At 47.2% G+C, this 25,227-nt stretch carries 19 protein-coding genes; 6 read left to right on the forward strand and 13 right to left on the reverse strand.

Going from position 1 to position 25,227, the window contains the following annotated elements; translation table 11 throughout:
- Positions 1-9: 9 nt before the first annotated feature.
- On the forward strand, positions 10-1,122 hold the full coding sequence (locus tag LS482_RS16765) for a DinB family protein (protein ID WP_233028664.1): 1,113 nt from the start codon (positions 10-12) through the stop codon (positions 1,120-1,122).
- Positions 1,123-2,347: 1,225 nt separating this feature from the next.
- Here the strand turns inward: LS482_RS16765 and argH are convergent.
- From argH to LS482_RS16820, 11 genes are all read right to left on the reverse strand, one after another.
- Positions 2,348-3,625: an argininosuccinate lyase gene (gene argH / locus LS482_RS16770; RefSeq protein WP_233028665.1), complete on the reverse strand. Its 1,278-nt coding sequence runs from the start codon at positions 3,623-3,625 to the stop codon at positions 2,348-2,350.
- Between the two features lie 110 nt (positions 3,626-3,735).
- Positions 3,736-4,113, reverse strand: a complete 378-nt coding sequence (locus LS482_RS16775; RefSeq protein ID WP_233028666.1) for a four helix bundle protein — start codon at positions 4,111-4,113, stop codon at positions 3,736-3,738.
- A gap of 166 nt (positions 4,114-4,279) precedes the next feature.
- Positions 4,280-5,341 carry a M20 family metallo-hydrolase gene (locus tag LS482_RS16780; protein WP_233028667.1) on the reverse strand — a complete coding sequence of 354 codons (1,062 nt, stop codon included), beginning with the start codon at positions 5,339-5,341 and terminating at the stop codon, positions 4,280-4,282.
- A gap of 118 nt (positions 5,342-5,459) precedes the next feature.
- Positions 5,460-6,239, reverse strand: coding sequence for an acetylglutamate kinase (gene argB, locus LS482_RS16785; RefSeq protein WP_233028668.1), 780 nt, complete (start codon positions 6,237-6,239; stop codon positions 5,460-5,462).
- Positions 6,240-6,568: 329 nt separating this feature from the next.
- Positions 6,569-7,516 carry an N-acetylornithine carbamoyltransferase gene (locus LS482_RS16790; RefSeq protein ID WP_233028669.1) on the reverse strand — a complete coding sequence of 316 codons (948 nt, stop codon included), beginning with the start codon at positions 7,514-7,516 and terminating at the stop codon, positions 6,569-6,571.
- 67 nt (positions 7,517-7,583) lie between these two features.
- Positions 7,584-7,991, reverse strand: a complete 408-nt coding sequence (locus LS482_RS16795) for an endonuclease domain-containing protein (RefSeq protein ID WP_233028670.1) — start codon at positions 7,989-7,991, stop codon at positions 7,584-7,586.
- 66 nt (positions 7,992-8,057) lie between these two features.
- Positions 8,058-9,188, reverse strand: a complete 1,131-nt coding sequence (locus tag LS482_RS16800) for an aspartate aminotransferase family protein (protein WP_233028671.1) — start codon at positions 9,186-9,188, stop codon at positions 8,058-8,060.
- Positions 9,189-9,226: 38 nt separating this feature from the next.
- Positions 9,227-10,021: a pyrroline-5-carboxylate reductase gene (gene proC / locus LS482_RS16805; protein ID WP_233028672.1), complete on the reverse strand. Its 795-nt coding sequence runs from the start codon at positions 10,019-10,021 to the stop codon at positions 9,227-9,229.
- Between the two features lie 128 nt (positions 10,022-10,149).
- Positions 10,150-11,127, reverse strand: a complete 978-nt coding sequence (argC, locus tag LS482_RS16810; RefSeq protein ID WP_233028673.1) for an N-acetyl-gamma-glutamyl-phosphate reductase — start codon at positions 11,125-11,127, stop codon at positions 10,150-10,152.
- A gap of 135 nt (positions 11,128-11,262) precedes the next feature.
- Positions 11,263-12,450, reverse strand: a complete 1,188-nt coding sequence (gene argG, locus LS482_RS16815; protein ID WP_233028674.1) for an argininosuccinate synthase — start codon at positions 12,448-12,450, stop codon at positions 11,263-11,265.
- Positions 12,451-12,591: 141 nt separating this feature from the next.
- Complete coding sequence (locus LS482_RS16820) at positions 12,592-13,287, reverse strand: GNAT family N-acetyltransferase (protein WP_233028675.1); 696 nt, start codon at positions 13,285-13,287, stop codon at positions 12,592-12,594.
- Between the two features lie 344 nt (positions 13,288-13,631).
- Here LS482_RS16820 and LS482_RS16825 point away from each other — a divergent pair, with 344 nt between their 5' ends.
- The 5 genes from LS482_RS16825 (at position 13,632) to LS482_RS16845 (ending at position 23,807) form a co-directional block, all read left to right on the forward strand.
- The gene (locus LS482_RS16825; RefSeq protein ID WP_233028676.1) at positions 13,632-14,936 is read left to right on the forward strand and encodes an anthranilate synthase component I family protein; all 1,305 of its coding nucleotides are present in this window, start codon (positions 13,632-13,634) and stop codon (positions 14,934-14,936) included.
- 97 nt (positions 14,937-15,033) lie between these two features.
- On the forward strand, positions 15,034-16,395 hold the full coding sequence (tilS, locus tag LS482_RS16830; RefSeq protein ID WP_233028677.1) for a tRNA lysidine(34) synthetase TilS: 1,362 nt from the start codon (positions 15,034-15,036) through the stop codon (positions 16,393-16,395).
- Between the two features lie 29 nt (positions 16,396-16,424).
- Positions 16,425-18,383 (forward strand): protein-disulfide reductase DsbD family protein, encoded by a 1,959-nt coding sequence (locus tag LS482_RS16835; protein WP_233028678.1) that lies wholly within the window; start codon positions 16,425-16,427, stop codon positions 18,381-18,383.
- A 206-nt stretch (positions 18,384-18,589) separates the two neighbouring features.
- Positions 18,590-20,437, forward strand: coding sequence for a CocE/NonD family hydrolase (locus LS482_RS16840; RefSeq protein WP_233028679.1), 1,848 nt, complete (start codon positions 18,590-18,592; stop codon positions 20,435-20,437).
- 109 nt (positions 20,438-20,546) lie between these two features.
- On the forward strand, positions 20,547-23,807 hold the full coding sequence (locus LS482_RS16845; protein ID WP_233028680.1) for a S41 family peptidase: 3,261 nt from the start codon (positions 20,547-20,549) through the stop codon (positions 23,805-23,807).
- 134 nt (positions 23,808-23,941) lie between these two features.
- Here the strand turns inward: LS482_RS16845 and LS482_RS16850 are convergent, their stop codons facing one another.
- The gene (locus LS482_RS16850) at positions 23,942-24,166 is read right to left on the reverse strand and encodes a DUF6095 family protein (protein WP_233028681.1); all 225 of its coding nucleotides are present in this window, start codon (positions 24,164-24,166) and stop codon (positions 23,942-23,944) included.
- Between the two features lie 202 nt (positions 24,167-24,368).
- Positions 24,369-25,187, reverse strand: coding sequence for an N-acetylmuramic acid 6-phosphate etherase (murQ, locus tag LS482_RS16855; RefSeq protein WP_233028682.1), 819 nt, complete (start codon positions 25,185-25,187; stop codon positions 24,369-24,371).
- Positions 25,188-25,227: the final 40 nt, after the last annotated feature.

The following is a 25,227-nucleotide window of genomic DNA, read 5'->3' on the forward strand; positions in this document are numbered from 1 at the left end:
AACAGAGAGATGAAAATACTTAAAAAAATCCTTATTGTGCTGGTGATTCTGATTGCCATTCCGCTGGTTGCGGCACTGTTTGTAAAGAAGGACTATACGGTAGAGCGGGAGGTTACTATCCATAAGCCGAAACAGGAGGTCTTTGACTATGTAAAGTACCTTAAGAACCAGGATAATTACAGCAAATGGGCCATGATGGACCCGGATATGGAAAAAACGTATCGCGGCACGGACGGTACGGAAGGATTTGTTTCCGCCTGGAACAGCGATAAAGAAGATGTGGGATCCGGTGAACAGGAGATCAGGAAAATTACGGAAGGGCAGAGGATCGATTTTGAGCTCCGTTTTTTTAAACCTTTTGAGTCCGTTTCACCGGCATACATGACTACCCGGGCGACCTCGGAGGATCAAACCAAAGTAACATGGGGCTTTGAAGGGCATATGAACTACCCGATGAACCTGATGATGGTGTTTGTGGATTTTGAAAAGGTGATCGGTGACGACCTGCAGACCGGCTTGGACAATTTGAAAGAAATTTTGGAATCCCGGAAAACGGTAACTGCAGGCAGCAGGGAATTTTTGCTCGACTATTTTAAAAAAACTTCGGATAAGCTGTCGGAAAGTGTATCCGGCCTGAGTGAAGCCCAGCTGCAATTCAGGCCCTCGGAAGATAAATGGTCCGTAAGCCAGTGCCTGGAACATATTGTCGCTGCGGAAAGCATGTTGTTTGGTGTGGTACGGAAAGGGCTGGAAGCTCCTGCCAATCCGGAAGAAAAGGATAAGGTGAAATTTTCCGATGAAGAACTCATCGCAGCCATTACGGACCGTAGTCAGAAGGCAGAGGCCCCTGCAGAACTCCGGGGCGAAGGGAAATATACCGATCCGGAAACAGCGACCGATGACCTGGCATCGGCCCGTAAAGCCGTTTTGGAATACATTGAAAATGCCTCTTTGGAAGATTTGCGCGATCATGTTATTGAATTCCCTTTCGGAAAAGTGGACGGTTACCAGTCTTTACTGTTTATCGCAGCTCATAGTGCAAGACATACCCTGCAGATAGAAGAAGTGATCGCTGATCCGGATTTCCCGGAAAATCAGGAACAGGGAGCGGAAAAAGGCTAAGACATTAGTGTTTGCCAAAAATGAATTTGCATTCTTTGCCCCCCTGTCATGCATGGCTTTTAACACTTTTTTACGGGATGACGATTTGATTGGCTCCCGATACTTATCGGGATCATGGTATCTTCCCTGCCGTACCCCCGGGTGTCTTTGTACATCTTCAGAAGTGGGGGGAACTCAGGATAGGCACATTCCTTCCCGTTTTAAAGCCCCGAAAACGGCCATTTAAGGGAATGCGTATACACGGGAAGGAGGCCGGTATGCGGCTTACCCGTTCCCGTTAGCCGTTTACCGGGTTGCTTATGAATTCATATACAATTGCTTATACAGCAAACCGGGTTGGGTTGGCGGCTTAAGGAAATGGGTAAGCTGCATACGAAGTTCCGTCGACCGTTTACCGGGGTGCTTACGAATTCATACGTAATTGCTTAAGCAACGAAACGGATCAGGTTGGCGGATCAGGGGAATGGGTAAGCGGCATACGAAGTTCTGCCGACTGCTTAGCGGGTTGCTTATGAATTCATGTACAATTGCTTATACAGCAAACCGGGTTGGGTTGGCGGCTTAAGGAAATGGGTAAGCTGCATACGAAGTTCCGTCGACCGTTTACCGGGGTTGCTTACGAATTCATACGTAATTGCTTACGCAGCAAACCGGGTTACGTTAGCAGTTTAAGGAGATGGGTAAGCGGCATACGAAGTTCCGCTGACCGTTTACGGGGGTTGCTTACGAATTCATATACAATTGCTTATGCAGCAAACCGGGTTAGGTTGGCGGCTTAAGGAGATGGATATGCGGCAAACCCAACCCGGTTCAGCATATACGCAATCCCTTAAATGGCAAAAACAGGCTCCGGATCATCCGGTTTTTATTTATCGGATATTTATCGGTAAACATATCCGGATGATTCCTTTTCCTCTTCCCTGATCAGCAGATATTTTTCAACCGGTTCTGTTAAATGCTTTATTACAGTTCTGCCAATATTATATCGTTGCATGTATTCGGAAGTAACAATTTCTCCTTTTGGTTTTGAAAAACAGGAGAGTATCTGCCTAAAATTTCAGTTTTACTTTACTTTTAGTGTTTTTGGATTTCTGCTTCCGTGTCTTATCGTTAAAACAAAAAGTATATCGTCAACAAAATCGTAGTAAAGTAAATACTTTTGAATGATCTTTACATAAACGTTAGGAATATCTGTTGGTTTTTAACATGGAAATGACTAAATAACTCAAACCTTCCCCATCTTCTCCCTGATCTCATCCAGGCACAGATTGCCTAAGCTGCCTTCATGCGTATGGTGTATATCCCGCTTGGGCTTAAAGTTGCCTTCGGCGATGTCCGTGCCCATTTTTTTATAGGCATCGCGGAAAGGTACGCCGGACTGTACGAGTTCGTTGAGGGTATCAACGCTAAAGAGATAGTCGTATTTGGGGTCGTCGAGGATGCCCTTGTTTACCCGGATGTCTTTTAGCGTAAAGGCGGCCATTTCCAGGCAGGCTTTCAGGTCCTGTATGGCGGGGACGATGACTTCTTTGACAAGTTGGAGGTCCCGGTGGTATCCGCTGGGGAGGTTGTTGGTGATCAGGGTAAGCTGATTGGGTACGGCCTGTATCTTGTTGCACTTACCGCGGATGAGTTCAAACACATCGGGGTTCTTTTTGTGCGGCATAATGCTGCTTCCGGTGGTGAGTTCGTCCGGGAAAGTGATAAAGTCGAAGTTCTGGCTCATGTACAGGCATACATCCATGGCCATTTTGGAGAGGGTAGCGGCAATGCTGCTCAACCCGAATGCGGTGCTTTTCTCTACCTTACCGCGGCCCATCTGTGCGGCTACGACATTGTATTTCAGGGTTTCGAAACCGAGTTCTTTAGTTGTAAACGTTCGGTCTATAGGGAAGGAACTCCCGTACCCGGCAGCACTGCCCAGCGGGTTCTGGTCGGCGATCTTATAGGCGGCATCGATAAAGTACAGGTCGTCGATGAGGCTCTCCGCATAGGCGGAAAACCACAGTCCGAAAGAGGAAGGCATGGCGATCTGTAAATGCGTATAGCCCGGAAGGAGTACATCCTTGTGTTTTTCGGCGAGGTTGAGGAGGAGGTCAAAGAGATCGGCGGTCTGTTGTTTGATCTCCTGTAATTCGTGCTTCAGGTACAGATGCATGGCTACGAGTACCTGGTCGTTCCGGGAACGGGCCGTGTGTATCTTTTTTCCGGTGTCGCCCAGCTTTTGGATGAGGAGGTACTCTATTTTGGAATGCATGTCCTCAAAGCTGTCTTCTATGGTGAAGTTACCGGCTTCGATGTCCTTTTGGATGTTTCCGAGTTCCGTGACGAGTTGGTTTGTCTCTTCATCGGTCAGTAAACCTATCCTGCCCAGCATTCTGGCGTGTGCCGTAGAAGCGATAACGTCATATTTGGCTAATAAGAGATCCAGTTCCCTGTCGTTGCCTACGGTAAAATGGTCTATTTTTTGGTCTGTGCTAAAGCCTTTGTCCCAGAGTTTCATTGTTTTTTTAGTTTGTTAGTTTTGGAGTTTTGGAGTCCTGGAGTTCTTAGTTTTTTAGTCTTATATCAACCAACTCCAAAACTCCAGGACTCCTCAATTCACCAACTAATTCAATTTCGTTTTTTCTTTTTCAAATAGTTCTTATATGAAGTTATCATTTTGCATAACTCCGTAATGTCCGCCCGGTTTTGTTCATCGGTTTCGAGGGGAATGTATCCCCTTCTTTTTGATTTGGTACTGCAAACGACACATTCGTTAGCACTATCCCACGCAATTTGTAAATAGCGATTAAAACTTGCGGTTGACCCAGCTGATCCTTCGGCAATATTATTTGCGATGGAATCGGCAGCCCGGATAAACTGGGATGCCAATCGGTATACTTCGTATTTAGGAAATTTGTTGATCTGTTCATTTATATCATCTGCAAAATCCAGGGCTTTTTGGTACATGGTGAGCTCTTCAAACTTAAAGTGGTACTTACTTTTCATAATGTCGAGTTTTGTGTTAATGTGTTTTTTAAAGCCTTAAAAATAACACATTTTTATGTTTTTTAGTCTTGGAGTTTTTTAGTTCCGGAGTCTTGGAGTATACATATTTTAAACCCCAACTCCGAACTCCCCAACTCATCAACTCCCCAACTCATCAACTCCCAAACTACAACACTTTCTCCAATAACTTAATATACAACGCAATCCCTTCCTCAATTTCCCGGACATAAATATACTCATTTGCCGAATGCGATCGTGTGGAGTCCCCGGGTCCTAATTTTAGGGACGGGCAGGTCAATACGGCCTGATCCGAAAGCGTTGGTGAACCGTAAGTTTCTCTTCCCAATGCGATTCCCGCCTGTACCAATGGATGCTCCTTCGGTATGGATGATGAATTAAGCCTTAACGAGCGGGGAGTAATAACATCACAGGGCGATTCCGCCTGCAGGAGGTCTGCGATCTCCCGGTTGGTGTATTTGTCGTTGACACGTACATCGATGACGAGGTTAGTCTCGGCGGGGACGACGTTGTGTTGCTTTCCGGCGTTGATCTGTGTGACGGTCATTTTTACTTCGCCGAGGGCTTCGGATGTTTTTTCAAAGCGGTAGTCCCGGAACCATTCCAGTACTTTTATGGTGTTGTATATGGAGTTGTTATCATTAGGGTGTGCGGCATGGCTTGGAGTACCTTTTACGACTGCATCGAATACTACCAGTCCTTTTTCGGCGATGGCGAGTTGCATCAGGGTAGGTTCGCCTACGATGGCTACGTCGATATGAGGCAGCACGGGGAGCATGCTGTTCAGTCCCTTGCCTCCGGAGCTTTCTTCTTCGGCCGAGGCTACCAGGATAAGGTTGAAGTTCGGGTTGGGTTTGTCATAAAAGTAAACGAAAGTGGCGAGGAGGGATACGAGGCATCCTCCGGCGTCATTACTTCCCAATCCGTACAGTCTGCCTTCTTCTACATGCGCATCGAAGGGGTCTTTGGTGTACCCGGTGTTCGGCCTTACGGTATCGTGATGCGAATTGAGCAACAGTGTGGGCTTGCCCTCTTCAAAGTGTTTGTTAAAGGCGTAGATGTTGTTGTCCTTTCGCTGAAAAGGGATGCCGTGCGATTGCAGCCAGTTTTCGATATGTGCAGCAGTCTTGTCCTCTTCGGATGAAAAGGAAGGGGTGCTTATCAGTTGCTTTAAAAGCCCTATGGCCGATGGTTTGAGTTGGTCTATCATTTTACTTTATATCTTTTTAGGAGATTATATCGCTTGAGACGCCCGGTCTCACCACGTTGAGACGCACGGCCTCATCACGTTGAGACGCACGGCCGTGCGTCTTTACGATCAATCTATATTATAACGTTAGCGTTGTAAACAGTTTTTCTTTTCCTACGATCATACCCGGCAGGCCGATATATACTTTGTGTACGTGGCGTTGCAGGGCGTTAAAGCAATTGTGCATTTTGGGCAGCATGCCGTCTGCTATGACGTTTTGATCGCGTAATTGCCCGTAGGTTTCCGTATTGATGTGTGCTATGACCGAGTTATCGTCTTCCACGCTTCGCAATACCCCTTTTTTCTCAAAACAATAGTAGAGCGAGGTTTCGAAATGTTCGCTCATGGCGATGGCCACTTCGGAGGCTATAGTGTCGGCATTGGTGTTGAGCAACTGTCCTTCCTTGTTGTGAGTGATGGCGCAGAATACAGGTGTCATCCGGCTTTCGAGCAATACTTTTATAGCCGTGGCGTTTACCTGTTTGATATCCCCGGCAAATCCGTAATCAATATCTTTTACAGGCCTTTTGTCGGAGACAATGGTGTTCCCGTCTGCGCCGGATAATCCGATGGCGTTACAATCGAAGCCCTGCAAGCGGGAAACGATGTTCTTATTGGCCAGTCCGCCGTAGACCATGACGATAACGTCGAGGGTTTCGCGGGTGGTGATCCGCCGTCCGCCTACCATTTGTGCGGGGACGCCGAGTTTATCGGCAATACGGGTGGCCGTTCGCCCTCCGCCGTGGACCAGGATCTTATAGCCGTCCATTGCAGCAAAGTCCCGGAGGAAATCGCTTAATGCGGATTCGTTCTCGATAATATTACCGCCTATTTTGACTACGGATAGTTTGGGTTTCATTTTTGTGTTTTTTGATTAAGGCTGTTGAGCCTCCGATCTGGTTTGAGACGCACTGCCGTGCGTCTATACGTTATTATTGTTATTATATAGATTCCGAAAACTGTTTTAAAACCACCTGTGCCACAAAGTGGGGCGGGGAGTTGACCAAGCCCGAACCCTGGGATTTGTTCCCGGGCGTTTGTGTTTTTCCTGTGGCTTGGGCTTTCTAACCCTCCGATCCCGATTGTCCCGATATCCATCGGGATCGGGACCACCTCCCTTCGTCACAAGGGAGGAGCCGTATGGTCATAAAAATTAATTTTCATTGTTTCTATGGTTTATTTCCACGATTACATGGATTCCAAAATCTGTTTCAAAACTACCTGTGCCGCAAAGGTACGGTTGTTGGCCTGGGGGATGACGATGGATTGCGGGCCGTCGAGGACGGCGTCATCTACAATAACGTTTCTCCGTACGGGCAGGCAGTGCATAAACTTACCGTTGTCGGTCAGTGCCATCTTAGCTGCGGTGATCTTCCAGTTGGGATCGGTGTGGAGGACTTTGCCGTAATCTTTATATGAACTCCAGCTCTTTACGTAAACGAAATCGGCATCTTTCAGGGCTTCGTCCTGGTTGTGGATTATCGGGGTGTTCCCGGTTACCTCCGGGTTCAGTTCGTAGCCTTCGGGATGGGTGATGGCGAAATCTACATCCATTTTTTGCATCATACCGGTAAAGGAATTGGCCACGGCATGGGGCAATGCCTTGGGATGCGGTGCCCAGGAGAGCACTACCCTGGGCCTTCCTCTTGTTTTCTGTTCGGTGATAGTTATGGCATCGGTCAATGCCTGAAGCGGGTGTGCGGTGGCACTTTCCATATTTACAATGGGAACGGAGGCATATTTCTGAAAGCTTTTCATTACGTGTTCCTCTTCGTCTTTCTGTTTGTCGGTAAGGGTAGGGAAGGCCCTTACGCCGATGATGTCGCAGTATTGCGATACTACCGCAGCGGCTTCCCTGATATGTTCGGCCGTAGAGCCGTTCATCACACTACCGTCCTCAAATTCCAGCGACCAGGCTTCTCCCGAAAAATTCATCACCATGACCTGCATGCCGAGTTGCATAGCCGCCTTTTGTGTACTGAGGCGGGTACGCAGGCTGGTATTAAAGAATAACATACCGAGGGTTTTACGCTTTCCTAATTGCTCAAAAGCATACGGATCTTTTTTCAGGGCAATGGCTTCTTCGATGGTTTTGGGGAGGTTTTCTATGTCGTCTGTTGTCAGGTAGTGCTTCATTTGTTGTTTAGTTAATAAGTTACTGGGTTAATGAGTTATTAAGTGCTTCTTCTTGAGGAAACAATACTTAGCTCCCCTCTTGAGAGGGGTTGGGGGTGTGTCCTTCATATTCATGGATATAAGCTTCAATGGCCCTCAACACATTTTCAGTACCTTTCAGAACCTGTTCATCCGTAAACCGAAGAATATGTATTCCTAATTTATTCATTGTTTGTCCTTTTTGTATATCCTTTTTATAGACTTCCACGATGCTATGTGAATATCCATCCACTTCTATACCTAACATAAGTTCGTGACAGAAAAAATCGAGAATATAGTTATCAATGGGTTTCTGTCGATGAAAATCATATCCATATAATTGTTTTCTTCTCAGTTTTGTCCAGAGAATGATCTCGGCTTTGGTGCTATTGTTGCGCAATTGTCGGGCGAGTTCTTTTAATTTTGGGTTATATGGAATTATTTTTCTTCTTTTCATGTTTTTGTATGCTTTTGGATGTTACACACCCCCGGCCCCTCTCGAGAGGGGAGCTTTTTTTCCCTCTTACGAGGGGAGAATTGCTTTAAGCGCCTCAAAAAACGCATCGATATTTTCTTTTTTCACGGTGAGCGGAGGTAAGATACGCAACAATTTTTTGTTGCTGCTTCCGCCGGTGAAGATATGTTTGTCATGGATGAGTTTTTTGCGGAGTTCGCCGACCTCAACATCGAATTCCATTCCGAGCATAAGCCCGCGGCCTTTTATTTGTTTAACCTGGGGGATAGCCCGGGCTTTTTCGATGAAATAGGCGGAGATATCTTTGGCGTTTTGCATCAACTGTTCTTCTTTCAATACATCCAGCACAGCTATCGCGGCTGCGCAGGCCAGGTGGTTTCCTCCGAAAGTAGTGCCCAGCATGCCGTGTCTGGCTTTTATGGATGGATGGATAAGGATACCCGCTACGGGGAAACCGTTGCCCATACCTTTGGCCAGGGATATAATGTCCGGCCTTACATTATACTTCTGAAAGGCAAAGAAATCGCCTGTACGGCCGTATCCGCATTGTATTTCGTCGGCGATGAACATGCTGCCGTGCTGTTTACAGTATTTATCGGCTTCTTCGTAGAACTCGGCAGTGGCTTCGTCCAGTCCGCCCACGCCTTGTATGAACTCTACGATGACGGCACAGACATCGCCTTTTTGCAGTTCGCTTTCGAGGGCTGCGGTATCGCCCAGTTCCAGGAAAGTCACCTGGTGCTGTTCGTTAAGCGGAGCATTGATGTTTTTGTTGTCCGTAGCGGCCACTGTGGCGGATGTCCTTCCGTGGAAGGCATTTTTAAAGGCAATGACCCGTGCTTTCCCGGTTTGGAAGGAAGCGAGTTTCAAGGCATTTTCATTGGCTTCCGCTCCGGAATTGCAGAGGAACAACTGATAATCGTCACATCCGGAAAGGGCGCCGAGCTTTTCCGCCAGTTCGGATTGCAAGGGGTTTTGTACGGCATTGGAATAAAACCCGAGTTTTTGCAACTGCCCGGAAATACCGGATACATATTTCGGATGGGAATGCCCTATGGAGATCACTGCGTGTCCGCCGTAAAGGTCCAGGTAAGCGGTGTTGTTTTCGTCGTAAACGAAGACGTCCTTTCCCTGTACCGGGGTAATGTCATATAGTGGGTAAACGTCGAATAGTTTCATTTTAGATGTGAGATGTTAGATATGAGAATTTAGATGTTTTACAAATCAGCAATTTGATTGATCTTGTTAAAGGAGGCTACTATGCCCTTGATCAGCGAAGAACTCAGTCCGCTGTGTTCCATTTCGTTGAGGCCTTCTATGGTGCATCCCCTGGGAGTGGTTACCTTGTCGATCTCTTCTTCCGGATGGTTACCGGATTCCACGAGCAGGGTAGCGGCCCCCATACAGGTGTGCATGGCGAGTTCCCGGGCCTCTTTGGCATCGAAACCGAGCTGAATGGCTCCCTGGGTAGTGGCACGGACAAGACGCATCCAGAAGGCGATACCGCTGGCGCAGATCACCGTGGCCGCACGCATTTGTTCTTCGGGGATCTCTATGGAGGTGCCCAGTTTGTTGAAAATGGCCCTGGCGAGTTCCACCCGCTGTTTTCCTTTTTCATTGCTGCAAACACAGGTCATGGACTTCCCTACGGAGATGGCCGTGTTGGGCATGCTTCTTATGATGTAGTTGTCGTCACCGACGATAGCTTCGATCTTTTTGATGTTAAACCCGGTTATGGTGGAAATCAGGACGTGCTTGTCGTTCAACAGGTCTTTTATCTCCTGCAAAATACCGTCGAACTGCCGGGGCTGTACGGCAAAGATGAGGATGTCGGAATTCTGTACGGCCTGCCGGTTGTCGGAGGTGACCGTGACGTTCCCGTACGCTTCCCAGCTTTTTATGGACTGCGGATTCCTTTTGGTAAGGTAAAGCGTGGTCACCGCGTTATTGATAATAAGCCCCCTGGCTATGGAAAGCCCGAGGTTCCCGGCTCCTATAATGGCTATTTTCATCGGTTGATCGTTAATTGCTGTTTATGGTTTGTCGTTTATAGTTTGTCGTTTATTGAGGTTTTGGTTTTTCACTAGAGACGCACGGCCGTGCGTCTCAACGTGATGAGGCCGTACGTTTCTACATCGTATTAGAAATACGATGCCTTTAACTGCAATCCCAGGGTTTCCTCCAGTCCGAATATCAGGTTCATGTTTTGTATGGCCTGTCCGGATGCGCCTTTGGTCAGGTTGTCGATGATGGAGGTGATCAACAGCTTGTTTTTGTGCTTGTGCAAATGGATAAGGCATTTATTGGTGTTGACAACCTGTTTCAGATGCAGTTCCTTGTCGCTCACTGTGGTAAAGGCAGCGTCCTTGTAAAAGTCCCTGTACAGTTCTTTGGCTTTTTCAACGTCTTCGGTAAATTCCGTATAGGCCGTGGCAAAGATTCCCCTGGAAAAATTTCCCCGGTTGGGCATAAAGAGGATTTCCTTATCGAAAGAACCCTGCAATTGCGTAACGCTTTGCCCTATTTCTCCCAGGTGCTGATGGGTAAAGGGCTTGTAATACGAAAAGTTGTTGTCCCGCCACGGAAAATGCGAGGTGGGCGCCGGGGATGTACCCGCCCCGGTTGCCCCGGTGACGGCATTGACGTGTACATCTTGCTGCAACAGGCCGTTCCGGGCCAACGGAAGCAATGCCAGTTGTATGGCAGTGGCAAAGCAGCCGGGATTGGCGATGTATTGGGCGTTTTCGATTTCGGCCTTGTTGAGTTCGGGCAGTCCGTAGACGAAATGCATGCCGTTAAAATCCGCATCGGGGGCTAACCGGAAGTCATTGCTGAGATCGATGATCTTTGTTTTGTCGGAAAAGCTGTGCTTTTCGAGAAAAGATTTGGAATTGCCATGCCCGAGGCAGAGGAACAGTACATCTACTTCGGTGTTTATCTGACTCGTAAACTTCTGCGCTGTTTCTCCGAGAAGGTCCTGGTGGACGTCGCTTATGAGGTTCCCGGCATTGGAGGTACTGTAAACGAAATTTATTGCTGCTGCGGGATGGTGCAATAGCAATCGTATCAACTCACCTGCTGTGTATCCTGCCCCGCCTATGATTCCTGCTTGTATCATTTTTTTAGATTTTAGATATGAGGTTTAGGTTATTAGTTCTCGTTTAAGACGCACGGCCTCATTACGTTGAGATGCACGGTCTCATCACGTTGAGATGCACGGCCGTGCGTCTCTACCGAATAGCCTAAAAAACCACTAACTCATTTTATTCACGTGATAATAGATCTTGTTCTGGTTGGAATTTATCTTGATAAATCCTTTGGCATCGTCTGCCGTCCAGCCCTTGTTCATTTCGCCGTAGCTTCCGAACGAGGCGTTCATCAGGTCGTGGGGCGATTGTATGCCTTCTACCACAAAACGATAGGGGTAGAGGGTGATGAATACATTGCCCGAAACGTTCTTTTGCGTGTCGGCCAGGAAGACTTCGATATTTCGCATCACTTCGTCCAGGTACTGTCCTTCGTGGAGGAGCATACCGTACCAGTTGGCGAGGTATTCCTTGTGGTGTTGCTGCCACTTGGTGAGCGCGTGCTTCTCCAGGGTATGGTGTGCCTTGATGATGATGAGCGGGGCAGCGGCTTCAAAACCAACCCTTCCTTTTATACCGATAATGGTATCGCCAACGTGTATGTCCCTGCCGATAGCATATTTGGAAGCGATATCGTTCAGCAGTTCAATATTATTTACAGGGCTGTCTTCCTTGTCGTTTATGGCCAGCAGCTCGCCTTTTACAAAACTGAGTTTTAACTTTTGAGGTTCCTCATTTTCCAGTTGACTCGGCCAGGCCTCCTCGGGCAGGGATTGATGGGAAGTAAGGGTTTCCTCACCGCCTACACTGGTGCCCCAAAGTCCCCGGTTGACGGAGTATTTGGCCTTTTCCCACGACATGTTCACGCCGTTTTTCTTCAGGTAATCGATCTCTTCCTGCCGCGAAAGCTGTTCGTCGCGGATAGGGGTAATGATCTCTATTTCCGGGGCCAGTATCTGGAAGATCATGTCGAACCGTACCTGGTCGTTCCCTGCTCCCGTACTGCCGTGGGCGATATATTTGGCACCTATTTTTTTGGCGTAGTTGATAATTTCTATCGCCTGGACGATCCGTTCGGCACTTACGGAAAGCGGATAGGTGTTGTTCTTTAACACATTACCGTAAATAAGATACTTTACGACCTTGTTATAGAAAGATTCAACCGCATCGATATTGCTGTAGGTGGTAACCCCGAGCTTCAGGGCTTTTTCCTCGATCTCCTTTTTCTCTTCGGGCGTAAAACCACCGGTGTTTACACTTACGGCATGGATTTCATATCCTTTTTCTTTGGACAGGTATTTTGCACAGTATGAAGTGTCCAATCCGCCGCTGTAAGCTAAAACTAATTTTTTCATTGTTTTGTTGTAGTTTTTTAGTTTTGGAGTTTTTTAGTTCTGAGTCTTGGAGTTTTGGAGTTTTTTAGTTCTGAGTCTTGGAGTTATCGATTTTAAACTCCTCAACTCCGAACTCCCCAACTAACCAACTCCCCGACTATGTTATTTTCCTTTTAATTTGGCCATAACCTTTTTAAGACTGATATATCCTTCTTCCAGGGGAATAATGGCGTCTTTTGAAGGTTTTTTCTTTTTGAGAAAGAGGGCCTGTTTTATATTTTTCAACCGTTGCAGTACCTTGCTGTTGTATGGGTGCCTTTCTTCGGCATTCTCCTTTTCTTTGGGATCGTACATCATCCCGGTGCACAGGCACATCTTTCGTTCTGTCCGTTGCAGGATGTCGTAGTTCTTACAGGTCTGGCAGCCTTTCCAGAAGGTCGGGTCGTCTGTCAGTTCAGAAAAGGTCACGGGTTTGTAGCCCAGTTCGTAATTGATCTTCATTACGGCCAGTCCGGTGGTGATACCGAATATCTTGGCATCGGGGTATTTTTTCCGGGAGTGCTCAAAAGTGGTTTTCTTGATCTTTTTGGCAAGGCCCATGTTCCTGTAATCGGGATGCACGATAAGCCCGGAATTGGCCACGAACTTTTCGTGCCCCCAGGCCTCGATATAGCAGAACCCTGCAAATTTATCGCCATCCACGGCAATGACCGCATTGCCGCTCTCTATCTTGGAGATAATATATTCCGGTGTTCTTTTGGCAATCCCCGTACCTCTTACCTTGGCCGATTCCTCAATCGTATCACAGATAAGGGAAGCGAATTTTATATGCGACTTGTCAGCAATAACAATGTCCATCTTGCTTTGACTTGGTTGAAAAAATAAATAGAATTTTCTTTGAGAACGGAGCCGGACTCACCTAAGCTCCAAAAACAGAAGTACACCCTTACGGGCGACGGGGGATACGGCGCACAACAGTACGTATAACCGAAACGGGAAGCCTCAGTTGAATGGAAGTGAATATGTTGTGACTGTTTTGCATTTTTGTAAAATAATAATGAGGTGAACAATAAATTTGAATAGTGATAACCTCAGTACCTGTTTTTCACATTGCAATAGTACAAAATATTTTCCTTTTGACAGCTCCTCTTTCGTAAAGGATTTGTTAAATTTGTAACATTCTTATTTTCTAAAACCGAGGAATGCAGAGAACTGAAGTTGTATTTCCCCTGGAAGACGGGGACGGATTTAAAAAAAAACTACTTTTATGGGCACAACAATATGCGGAGGTTATATGGCTGGACAGTAATGATTACAAACATTTGTACCCTACCTTTGATGCCGTGCTTGCGGTAGATGCCCTGACCGCTATAAAAACCGATCACCACCGTGCTTTTGACGATTTAAAGGAATACCAGACCACTACGGCCGACTGGATATTCGGTTACCTGTCTTATGACCTTAAAAACGATGTGGAGCAGCTGACCTCTGCCAATCCTGACCATTTGCATTTCCCCGACCTGTATTTTTTTCAACCGAAAAAGATCATTTTTATTCGGGGAAACACCGCGGTGTTTCGGTACATGCCTATGGTAGACGATGAAGTAAAAGATGATTTTGAAACTGTCTGCAATATTAAAGAAACGGATAATGTGGACGGACATAAGCGGGTAGAAAAAGGAGCGGTTAAAGCGAGAATTCCGAAAGAAGCCTATCTGGAAAAAGTGGAGCAGCTATTGGCGCATATTCACCGGGGCGATATTTACGAGGCCAATTTCTGCCAGGAGTTCTATGCGGAAGATGCGGAGTTTTCCCCTTTACGGGCGTTCTCCGGGCTCAATGCCATTTCCCGGCCGCCTTTTGCCGCTTACCTGAAACTGGAAGACAAATACCTTCTGTCGGCCTCTCCGGAACGGTATTTAAAGCGAACGGGCAACAGGGTGGTCTCCCAACCTATAAAAGGAACGGCAAGACGGGCGGAAAGCCCGGAAGAAGACCGCAAACTGAAAGACGAACTGGAAAACACCCCCAAAGAGCGTTCGGAAAACATTATGATCGTTGACCTGGTGCGTAACGACCTGTCTGTAAAGGCTAAAAAAGGGAGTGTGCAGGTAGAAGAGTTATGCGGGGTGTATACCTTTGAACAGGTGCATCAGCTTGTTTCCACGGTAGTGGCCGAAGTGGAGGACAATACGCCGTCTGTGGATATTATCCGTTCTACCTTCCCCATGGGGAGCATGACCGGGGCCCCGAAAATATCGGCCATGAAGATCATTGAACAACTGGAAGTAACCAAACGCGGACTGTACAGCGGAGCAGTGGGCTATTTTACGCCTTCGGGGGATTTTGATTTTAATGTGGTTATACGCAGTATCTTGTACAACGAGGAAAATCATTATATTTCTTTTACGGTCGGAGGAGCCATAACGGCCGGGTCTGTGCCCGAAAAGGAATATGAAGAGTGCATGGTAAAAGCCCGGGCCATGAGAAAAGTGCTGGAAGAATAAACCTTGTGGTGTATTATTCTTGTTGTTTAGGACTTTTTTGGGTTGTTGGTGTAATACTTGTAATGGAAAAACATAGACCTGACAATACACCGTATTTTTGGCTTTGAGGAAGAACCGTTATTTTAGCCGGATGTTACAACAGTTCAAAGAACATATAGCACGGAACTTTCCGTTTTTAAAGCGTGCAAAACTGCTGGTTGCCATCAGCGGGGGTATGGACAGCGTGGTTTTGACCCAGCTCTGCCACCTCGCGGGATTTGATGTGGCACTTGCGCATTGTAATTTTCATTTGAGAGAAGAAGAAAGCAATGAGGATGAAAAATTTGTACGGGAATTTTCCGAACAATTAGGAATAAAGGTCTATGTAGCGCATTTCGATACCAAAGCTTATGCCGATGAACACGGACTTTCCATACAGATAGCCGCACGCGAATTGCGGTACGACTGGTTTTCCGAATTGCTGGAAACCCTGAATTTCGACTACCTGCTCACGGCACATCATGCCGATGACAATCTCGAAACCTTTCTCATTAATCTTTCCCGGGGTACGGGAATTGAGGGGCTTTCCGGGATCCCGCCCGTAAACGGAAAGGTCATCCGGCCGTTGCTGCCCTTTTCCAGGGAAGCGATTTTTTCCTATTTGCGGGAGAACGACTGGCCGTGGAGGGAAGACAGCAGCAATATAGATACCAGGTACCTGCGAAACAAGATCAGGCACGATATCGTTCCCCAGTTAAAAATATTGTCGTCCGATTTTTTACAGCAATTCGGCAGGACACAGCGTCACCTGGCCGAATGTGAAGCCATCCTGAAAAAACATGTGGATGAAGTCCGGAAGAATGTGATAAAGAAAAAAGGGGAACGGTGGATCGTGGATCTAAATACATTGAACAGCTTACATCCGCAGGAATCCTACCTGTATTACCTGTTTAAGGACTTTTTCTTTCCTGTGGATGAGATCCGGAAGCTGTTGCCCGCCATGTCAGGAAAGCGTATAACCTCCGACAAATACATTATGATGAAAGACAGGGAATATCTTCTTGTGGAACCGTTAAAAGAAGAGAAAACTACTTGTTATACTATTGGGCCGGATGTTGAAGAGATTACAACGCCCCTGCATTTACAATTTTTTGAAGGAAAAAAAGCAGGAGAAGGGTCAAAAACATCTGCCTTAATTGATAAAGATAAGTTAAACTATCCCCTGAAATTACGAAAATGGCAAAAAGGCGATTATTTTTACCCTTTGGGAATGAATAACCGCAAGAAACTGAGCAAGTTCTTTAAAGATGAAAAAATATCGGTACTGGACAAACAGAATACCTGGTTGCTGTGTTCCGGCGATGCCATTGTCTGGGTTATAGGCCATCGGCTGGACAACCGGTACAAGGTAACCCCGGAAACTGTTCACACGCTTCATATAGTGATGAAGCAACATCCGGAAGCTGAATCTAATGTTTAAAATCCCGCACGTAAAAACTAATAGCTGAAATGAAACATATTCTCCCCATCCTGATCGGACTGTTTTTGATAACGTTTTCACCAAAGGCCTCGGCACAGGGGCAACAGATCACCTGGGACACTTCCGTGGAAAAATTATCGGAAACGGAATATCAACTGGTCATTACCGCATCCATTATAGAAAACTGGCATTTATATACGACCGATATCCCGGAAGGTGGGCCCATTCCCACTTCCTTTACCTTTGACGGGGCAGGGGAAGATTACGAACTGGTGGGAGAGCTCCGGGAAAGTGAATCGCATACGGAGTTCGACAATATTTTCGACATGGAGCTCTCCTATTTTGACGGGGAAGCCGTGTTCAGGCAAAAGATAAAACTGCTGAACGAAGAGCTGAAGACCATTCAGGGACTGGTAGAGTACCAGGCCTGTGACGATAAGAGCTGTATTTTTGCCGATGCCGACCTGGCATTTTCACTGGACGGCAGTAAAGCGGCAGTGCAACAGCTTGAAGTGGACGAAAAGAGTGCCTTGCTGTCCAAAAAACTAAAACTGGACCTTCAAAATCCCGAATTGCTGAAAGGCTCGGAACAGGAACAAAGCGGATCGGGCGGACTGACCAGTATTTTTATCCTGGGCTTCCTCGGGGGGTTACTGGCACTGCTCACACCCTGTGTATTTCCCATGATCCCCCTTACGGTTTCGTTCTTTACCAAACAGTCGGGTAACCGTAAGAAAGGGATTTCCAACGCCATACTTTACGGGGTGTTTATCGTGGTGATCTATATGCTGCTGAGCATACCGTTCCACTTCCTCGATTCCATTGACCCTGAGATACTCAATACGATCTCTACCAATGTATGGTTAAATATAGCTTTCTTTGTGATCTTCGTGTTCTTTGCCTTTTCCTTCTTCGGGTATTACGAACTGACCCTGCCCAGTTCCTGGGGGAATAAGATGGATTCGGCTTCAGGGACCGGCGGGGTGATCGGTATCTTTTTTATGGCGCTTACCCTGGCCATTGTATCCTTTTCCTGTACGGGGCCCATCCTCGGGTCTTTGCTCGTAGGTTCCCTTACTGCGGAAGGCGGGGCAACGCAACTTACTGCGGGGATCACGGGCTTTGGTTTTGCCCTGGCTTTGCCCTTTGCCCTGTTTGCCCTGTTCCCCAATATGCTGAATTCCCTGCCGCGTTCCGGCGGATGGATGACCACGGTAAAAGTGGTACTGGGCTTTCTGGAACTGGCGCTGGCCTTTAAGTTCCTGTCCAATGCCGATCTTGTACAACACTGGGGCATCCTGAAAAGGGAGATCTTTATCGGTATCTGGATCGTGATCTTTGCACTTATGGCCCTTTATCTCTTCGGAAAAATAAAATTCCCGCACGACGGACCGTTGAAAAAACTCGGCTTTATCCGTATCGCCTCCGGTGTACTGGTGGCCGCTTTTGTCATTTACCTGATCCCCGGAATATGGGGAGCCAACCTGAAATTGCTCAGCGGTTTTCCGCCGCCCATGTTCTACAGTGTAAAACAACAGGAAAGCGATTGTCCGCTGGGCCTGAACTGCTTCAAGGATTTTGACGAAGGCCTGGAATATGCGAAGGCCAATAACAAGCCTGTTCTGCTCGATTTTACCGGGTGGGCGTGTGTGAACTGCCGTAAGATGGAAGAGAATGTATGGAGTGTTCCAAAAGTGTACGAACTGTTAAAAAATGATTATGTATTGATCTCACTGTATATAGACGACAGGAAGAAACTCCCGGAAGACAAACAGTTCAATTATCAACTGGAATCGGGGCGTATTAAAAAGATCCGGACCATAGGGGAGAAATGGGCCACTTTTCAGGCCATCAATTTCCACACGGCCTCACAGCCCTATTATGTGATCATGACCCCGGATATGGAACTGTTAGGACCACCGCAACAGTATACCGATACGGAAACATACTACAGCTGGCTCAAGGCCGGAAAGGAAAGTGTTAAATAAGAACACTCTTTCTGCAAAACAAAGTAAAGTACGGTTGCCGCCGTACTTTTTTGTTATATATTTACTCTTTAATAATACATTTCCGGTTTAAAGAGGTCGCGATAAATGACTTCTGTTATGAAATTAACAGCTTATTCGGGCACTACCGGTAACCGTTAAGGGAGTAACGCCATAACCGAAATAACTCAATAATAAAACACCAGATTATGAAGAAATTTTTCGCATTGCTGTTGGTGATGTTTGTTTTTATTTCCTGTTTTGCCCAGGAATATGACGTAAAGGAACATTACGACAAGCAGGAGGTAGCCATTACCATGAGAGATGGGATTAAGCTTCACGCTACGATCTACAGTCCAAAGGACAAGTCCAGGGAATATCCGATATTGCTCCAGAGAACACCTTATAGTTGTGCCCCCTACGGAGAAGACCAATACCGTTCCAAAATAGGGCCTAACGAAACCATGATGAAAGAAGGGTATATTATCGTTTATGAGGATGTCAGAGGCCGCTGGAACAGCGAAGGGGTTTACGATAACATGAGGCCTTATATTCCCAACAAAAAAAGGAAGCAGGTCGATGAGGCCTCCGATACCTATGATACCATAGACTGGCTGGTAAAGAACGTTTCCAACAACAACGGAAAAGTCGGGGTATGGGGGATATCCTATCCCGGTTTTTATTCCACTTATTCCCTGCTGGATGCGCATCCGGCATTAAAAGCCGTTTCGCCCCAGGCCTGTATCGGGGATTTCTTTTTTGACGATTTTCATCATAACGGTGCCTACCTGTTGAGCTACTGGAGGGCCACGGCACTTTTCGGCTATATGAAAGACAAACCTACAACGGAGGCATGGTACAAATTTCCCGAACTGGGCACCGAAGACCAATACCAGTTTTTCCTGGATGCAGGGCCGCTTTCCAATCTCAATAAGTATTATAAAGAAGACAACCTGTTCTGGCAGCAATTAAAAGATCATCCCAATTATGATGATTTCTGGCAGTCCAGGGGAATTATTCAACACCTGGAGGATATAAAGCCTGCGGTAATGGTTGTCGGAGGGTGGTTTGATGCCGAGGACCTCTACGGACCGCTCGAAACCTACAAGAATATTGAAAAACGCAGCGATAACTACAATACCATTGTTGTAGGGCCCTGGAGCCACGGGGACTGGGCCCGGAATAAAGGGCGTCAGGCCATAGGAAATGTATACTTCGGCGATAATATCTCTGAGTTTTTCCAGAAAAACATAGAAACCAGGTTCTTTCACCATTTCCTCAAGGGCAGCGGAGATAAAAATTCCGGCCTGCCCGAAGCTTACATGTTTGATACGGGAAGGAAAGAATGGAGGAAATTCGATACCTGGCCTCCGGAGAACACTGCTAAGGAAGTATACGGCATGGGACGAAACCAAAGCTTGTCGCAGATAATGACCATGGAATATTCGTATCAGGAATTTATCAGTGACCCTAAAAAACCGGTACCGTATTCCGAAGACATAAAAATGGTATTTACCCCGAGAAAGTATATGACCGATGACCAGCGCTTTGCCGCCCGCAGGCCGGACGTGCTCGTTTTTGAAACCGGGGTACTGGAAGAAGATATTACCCTGGCCGGAGATATCCTGGCCAAACTCAGGGTCTCTACCACCGGAACGGACGCCGACTGGATCGTAAAGGTTATCGATGTATTCCCTCCGGACGCTGAAGACTATGAAGAAACCCAGGATTACCTGAAGATGAGCAACTACCACATGATGGTGCGCAGTGAGGTGATGCGGGGCCGTTTCAGGAACAGTTTTGAAAAGCCGGAGCCTTTTGTGCCCAATGAGGAAGCTGATGTAAATATAAAATTACAGGACGTGTTCCACACCTTCAAAAAAGGGCATAAGATACAGGTGCAGGTGCAAAGCACGTGGTTCCCGCTTATCGACCGTAACCCGCAGACTTATGTAGACAATATCTTTTATGCCAAAAAAGAGGACTTCCAAAAGCAGACCCACAGGGTGTACAACTCTTCAAATATTGAGTTTACCGTGCTGGAAGAAGACGAATAATATCAGTTTTTAGCTACCCGGCCTCTCTCCGGTGAATGTATTCTTTACCGGAGAGGGCCGATTTATCTCCCCCTTTTTTAATTCCCGAAAAACAATTAAAAAACCAACCATGAAAATCAAGATCAGAACATTCCTGACCCTTATTCTTATTTCATTAAACTTCAGCTTGCTGAGGAGTGCCCCGGACCCGGAAGATACCCGTTTGTTGTCTCAACCCGCCATTAGCAACACCCATATAGCCTTTATTTACGCAGAAGACCTTTGGGTAGCCGGGAAGGACGGTTCCAATCCGCGGCGGCTCACCATAGACGAAGGTATCGAATCCAATCCCGTCTTTTCACCGGATGGCTCCCTTATAGCCTTCAATGCCGAATATGACGGCAATACCGATGTATATACGGTTCCGGTGACCGGGGGAGTACCCCGCCGCCTTACCTGGCATCCTTATGAAGATGCCGTTCGGGGATTTTCGCCGGATGGTAAAAAAGTATTGTTCGTTTCGCAGCGAAACACCTTTACCAATCGCCTTGCACAGCTATTTACGGTGAGTGTAAACGGAGGAAAGGTTACCCAACTGGATATTCCCAGTGCGTTCTGGGCTACATATGCCCCGGACGGAAAACACATGGCCTATACGCCGCTCCGGGATGCATTCGAACAGTGGAAGCACTATCGCGGGGGGAGGATCAGCCGTATCTGGTTGTACGATACGGAAGACCATTCCGTAGTCGAAATTCCGAAACCCGAAGGTGGCTGTAATGACTCCAATCCGGAATGGATGGGTACTAAAATCTATTTCCGGAGTGACAGGAACGGGGAATTTAATCTCTTTTCCTACGACACGGGAACTAAAGAAATAACACAGCTTACCCATTACGAGGATTTCCCGGTAATGGACCTTTCTGTTCACAATGGACAGGTCGTTTTCGAACAGGCCGGTTACCTGCATATTTACGATGTAACCAACGGAGACGTTAACCGTATCAAAGTTGGTATTGCCGCTGACCTCCTGGAACTCCGGCCCCGTTTTGTTTCGGGCAGTAATTACGTACGAAGCGCTTCGGTCTCGCCTTCGGGAGCGCGTGTCGTTGTAGATTTCAGGGGAGAGATCGTTACTGTTCCCGCCAAAAAGGGAGATCCCGTAAACCTGACCAATACTCCGGGAGTACATGAGAACATGCCGGATTGGTCACCGGATGGAAAATCCGTTGCGTATTTTTCGGATGCGGGGGGAGAATATGCTTTACATATCAGGAACAAGGATGGCGATGCCCCGGCGAAAGTCATCAAACCGGGAGGGACCGGATTTTATGCTTTTACTAACTGGTCTCCCGACAGTAAGAAAGTGAGTTTTTCAGATAATGGCCGGAACCTGTATATAGCCGATATCACTACCGGAAAGGTAAAAAAGATCGCTTCGGACGAACGCTATGGTGTCGGAGCCTTCCGGAATCTCTTCGGGGACTGGTCTGCCGATTCCAACTGGATCGCGTACACGGTCATAACCGAGACCCATTTTGAAAGGGCTTACCTGTATTCGTTAAAGGAAGACCGGTCTTATCCCCTTACTGACGGATTGTCCAGTGTGTCCAGCCCGGTGTTTGATCCTTCCGGGAAATACCTGTACATGCTGGCATCTACTGATGCCGGGCCCGTTGTGAACTGGTTCGACCAATCTACCCTGGACATGGAAATGAGCAGCTCCATTTATCTGGTTACACTGCAAAAGGAAACAAAGTCCCCTTTTGCAAAGGAAAACGATGTGGAAGAGATCAGTAAGGAAAGCCAGGATAAAGAGAAAGAAAAGGAAGAAGACAAGGGCAAAAAAGACACAACCCCGCTGGTGATAGACTGGGATGGGATAGCGCACAGGATCGTGGATATCCCGGTTCCCGCAGGAATGTATTCCGATCTTGGGATTGCAAAAGAAGGGGAACTGTTCTATCTGGCGGGAAGTCCTCATCACAACGGCCCCACCATGCTGCATAAATACGATATTGAGAAACGCAAGGACGAGGAGGTCATGGCAGCAGATACCTATACCATTGCAGCCAAAGGAGAAAAAATGCTGTATCGCACCAAAGGCAAGTGGGGAATAACCGATACGGGCAAGAAACCGGAGAACGGAACGATCGATCTCGACGCCATACAGGTGAAAATAGACCCGGTAGCCGAATGGAACAATATATTTGAGGAAGCCTGGCGGGTCAACCGGGATTATTTTTACGATCCGGGAATGCACGGCGCCGACTGGAAGGCGATGAAAACAAAGTACAGGGTATTCCTCCCCGATGTTTCGTGCAGGAGCGACCTGTACCGGGTCATGGAATGGATGTTCAGCGAACTGGCCGTGGGGCACCATCGTTTTGGAAGCAGGGGAGACCGCATGCGCAACCCGGAGAAGGTAAAAGGCGGTCTGCTGGGAGCAGATTATGAAATAGCGGGTAATCGTTACCGGTTTAAAAAAATATACGGCGGACTCAACTGGAATCCCGAGATGAGATCTCCGCTTACCGAACCCGGTGTCAATGTTAATGCAGGTGATTATCTTCTTGCGGTTAACGGTAAGGAGGTAACGGCGCAGGACAACCTGTACAGCTTTTTCGAGAATACTGCAGGCAAGATCGTTACACTTACGGTAAGTGCCACAGGCAGCACATCGGATGCACGAAAAGTAAAAGTAACCCCGGTGGCCTCTGAATGGGCCCTGAGGAACAGGGACTGGGTAGAAGGTAACCTGAAAAAAGTGCACGAAGCTACCGACGGACAAGTAGCTTATGTTTATGTGCCCAATACGGCAGGTGCGGGACATGAGTACTTTAAGCGGTATTTCTTTCCCCAGGCCGATAAAAAGGCCATCATTATAGACGAACGATTTAATGGCGGAGGCTACCTGGCCGATTATTATATAGACATTCTCAAAAGGCCCGAACAGGCCTACTGGAATTTCCGGTACGGAAAAGACCTTAAATCGCCCAGTGCTTCCATACAGGGGCCTAAAGTGATGCTTATTGATGAGACCGCCGGGTCCGGAGGGGATTTCCTGCCCTGGATGTTCCGTAAATTCAAACTCGGTAAGCTCATCGGAAAGAGGACCTGGGGCGGATTGGTAGGCATACTGGGATTCCCGCAGTTTATCGACGGCGGAATGGTCATGGCTCCCAACGTGGCTTTTTATAATGAAGAAGGGTTCCGTATTGAAAATGAAGGCGTAGCGCCGGACATCGAAGTAGAACAGTGGCCCGAACAGGTCATTCAGGGAAAAGATCCGCAACTGGAAAGGGCTATAGAAGAAGTGATGAAAGAACTGAAGGCCAACCCTCCGAAGAAAACGGAAAGGCCTCCGTATCCCGTCAGGGTCAATAAATAAAAGATGGCAGGTTCACAGGTGTTGCCTGAAAAAAACGGTAAACCGTCATTCTGAACGTTGTCGGGTAATCACCGTGAGCACCCGAACGGGAAATCGGGGTGGACGTAGCTGTAGTTTTCAGGCAACACCTGTTTTTAGTCCCCGAAAAAGGATTTCATCATCATCCTGAGGCTTATGAAGGCCATGACGATAGCCCCGATACCAGCCAGAAGCCCGATGATAAGTATGGGCCAGTAAAACGGATGCCCCTGGTTCTTGAAAGCCTCATAGATAATAACAGGAGCGGCAAACATCAGGATGACGGTATAGGCAAAATATTTCAGGCTTTTCAGGAGTGATTTTCGGTCTGTCCGTCTCAATGTACTTGTGTTTTTATTGGTCTCGATGTTAGGTTTAAAACCCTGCTCCCGATCCCGATAGCTATCGGGGTTATTGGGTTGTTGAGTTACTGAGTTATTAGGTTATCGAGTTATTGCGTGTTGACTGAATAGCTCGGTAACTTAATAACCGTGGCAATTTCATTGCCTTTCCAGCCCCCGGACTGCAAGTCCGGAGGTTTGGTTACTTTCCGGATTGATAGGCTTTAATGGCGTTTCTCACATTTTTATGTTGATGCAGGAGGGCTTCGGCCTTTTCCCTGGAAATGTTGAGTTCCTGCATGAGCATTCTTGTTCCGCGGTCTACCAGTTTGGTATTGCTGAGCTGCATATCGACCATTTTATTGCCTTTGACCCTGCCCAGTTGTATCATTGCGGTGGTAGAGATCATATTGAGGATGAGTTTCTGTGCGGTCCCTGCTTTCATCCGGGAACTCCCGGTTACGAATTCCGGCCCTACAACCGCCACTACGGGATATTCTGCTACCTGTGAAAGCGGACTGTCTTCATTGCAGGTTATACAACCTGTAATAATCCCGTTTTTATTGCATTTTTCCAGACCGCCTATTACATAAGGCGTGGTTCCCGAGGCAGCTATGCCAATAACTACATCGAGGGGAGATATATCGTATTCCGAGAGGTCTTCCCAGGCCTGTTCTTTACTGTCTTCTGCAAATTCCACGGCTTTTCTTATGGCCTGGTCACCACCGGCAATAAGACCTATCACCAAATGGTCGGATACCCCGTAGGTGGGCGGACATTCGGAAGCATCGAGAATGCCGAGTCTGCCGCTTGTACCGGCGCCAATATAAAAAAGGCGTCCTCCTTTCTTCAGTTTGGGTACTATTTTCGCTACGAGTGCTTCTATTTGCGGAATAGCCTTTTCTACGGCAATGGGTACGGTTTTGTCTTCTTTGTTGATGTTATGTAAAACCTCATTTACCGTCATCTTTTCCAGGTCACGATAGTTAGAGTCCTGTTCCGTGGTTTTTACGAAATCCATGTTCTTATATGGTTCTGAATGTAATTAAATACTGTGTTAT

The organism is Sinomicrobium kalidii, from assembly GCF_021183825.1.
In the GTDB taxonomy this organism is placed as follows: domain Bacteria; phylum Bacteroidota; class Bacteroidia; order Flavobacteriales; family Flavobacteriaceae; genus Sinomicrobium; species Sinomicrobium kalidii.

What these genes read in the sequence shown, in the direction of transcription:
- argB (WP_233028668.1), bottom strand. Translation starts at nt 6,239, where the DNA reads ATGAAACCCAAACTATCCGTAGTCAAAATAGGCGGTAATATTATCGAG.
- murQ (WP_233028682.1), bottom strand. Translation starts at nt 25,187, where the DNA reads ATGGATTTCGTAAAAACCACGGAACAGGACTCTAACTATCGTGACCTG.
- argC (WP_233028673.1), bottom strand. Translation starts at nt 11,127, where the DNA reads ATGATACAAGCAGGAATCATAGGCGGGGCAGGATACACAGCAGGTGAG.
- LS482_RS16790 (WP_233028669.1), bottom strand. Translation starts at nt 7,516, where the DNA reads ATGAAGCACTACCTGACAACAGACGACATAGAAAACCTCCCCAAAACC.
- LS482_RS16780 (WP_233028667.1), bottom strand. Translation starts at nt 5,341, where the DNA reads ATGATAGACCAACTCAAACCATCGGCCATAGGGCTTTTAAAGCAACTG.
- LS482_RS16845 (WP_233028680.1), top strand. Translation starts at nt 20,547, where the DNA reads ATGAAAATCAAGATCAGAACATTCCTGACCCTTATTCTTATTTCATTA.
- LS482_RS16795 (WP_233028670.1), bottom strand. Translation starts at nt 7,991, where the DNA reads ATGAAAAGAAGAAAAATAATTCCATATAACCCAAAATTAAAAGAACTC.
- LS482_RS16825 (WP_233028676.1), top strand. Translation starts at nt 13,632, where the DNA reads ATGCAGAGAACTGAAGTTGTATTTCCCCTGGAAGACGGGGACGGATTT.
- LS482_RS16835 (WP_233028678.1), top strand. Translation starts at nt 16,425, where the DNA reads ATGAAACATATTCTCCCCATCCTGATCGGACTGTTTTTGATAACGTTT.
- LS482_RS16765 (WP_233028664.1), top strand. Translation starts at nt 10, where the DNA reads ATGAAAATACTTAAAAAAATCCTTATTGTGCTGGTGATTCTGATTGCC.
- LS482_RS16775 (WP_233028666.1), bottom strand. Translation starts at nt 4,113, where the DNA reads ATGAAAAGTAAGTACCACTTTAAGTTTGAAGAGCTCACCATGTACCAA.
- LS482_RS16820 (WP_233028675.1), bottom strand. Translation starts at nt 13,287, where the DNA reads ATGGACATTGTTATTGCTGACAAGTCGCATATAAAATTCGCTTCCCTT.
- argG (WP_233028674.1), bottom strand. Translation starts at nt 12,450, where the DNA reads ATGAAAAAATTAGTTTTAGCTTACAGCGGCGGATTGGACACTTCATAC.
- argH (WP_233028665.1), bottom strand. Translation starts at nt 3,625, where the DNA reads ATGAAACTCTGGGACAAAGGCTTTAGCACAGACCAAAAAATAGACCAT.
- LS482_RS16840 (WP_233028679.1), top strand. Translation starts at nt 18,590, where the DNA reads ATGAAGAAATTTTTCGCATTGCTGTTGGTGATGTTTGTTTTTATTTCC.
- proC (WP_233028672.1), bottom strand. Translation starts at nt 10,021, where the DNA reads ATGAAAATAGCCATTATAGGAGCCGGGAACCTCGGGCTTTCCATAGCC.
- LS482_RS16800 (WP_233028671.1), bottom strand. Translation starts at nt 9,188, where the DNA reads ATGAAACTATTCGACGTTTACCCACTATATGACATTACCCCGGTACAG.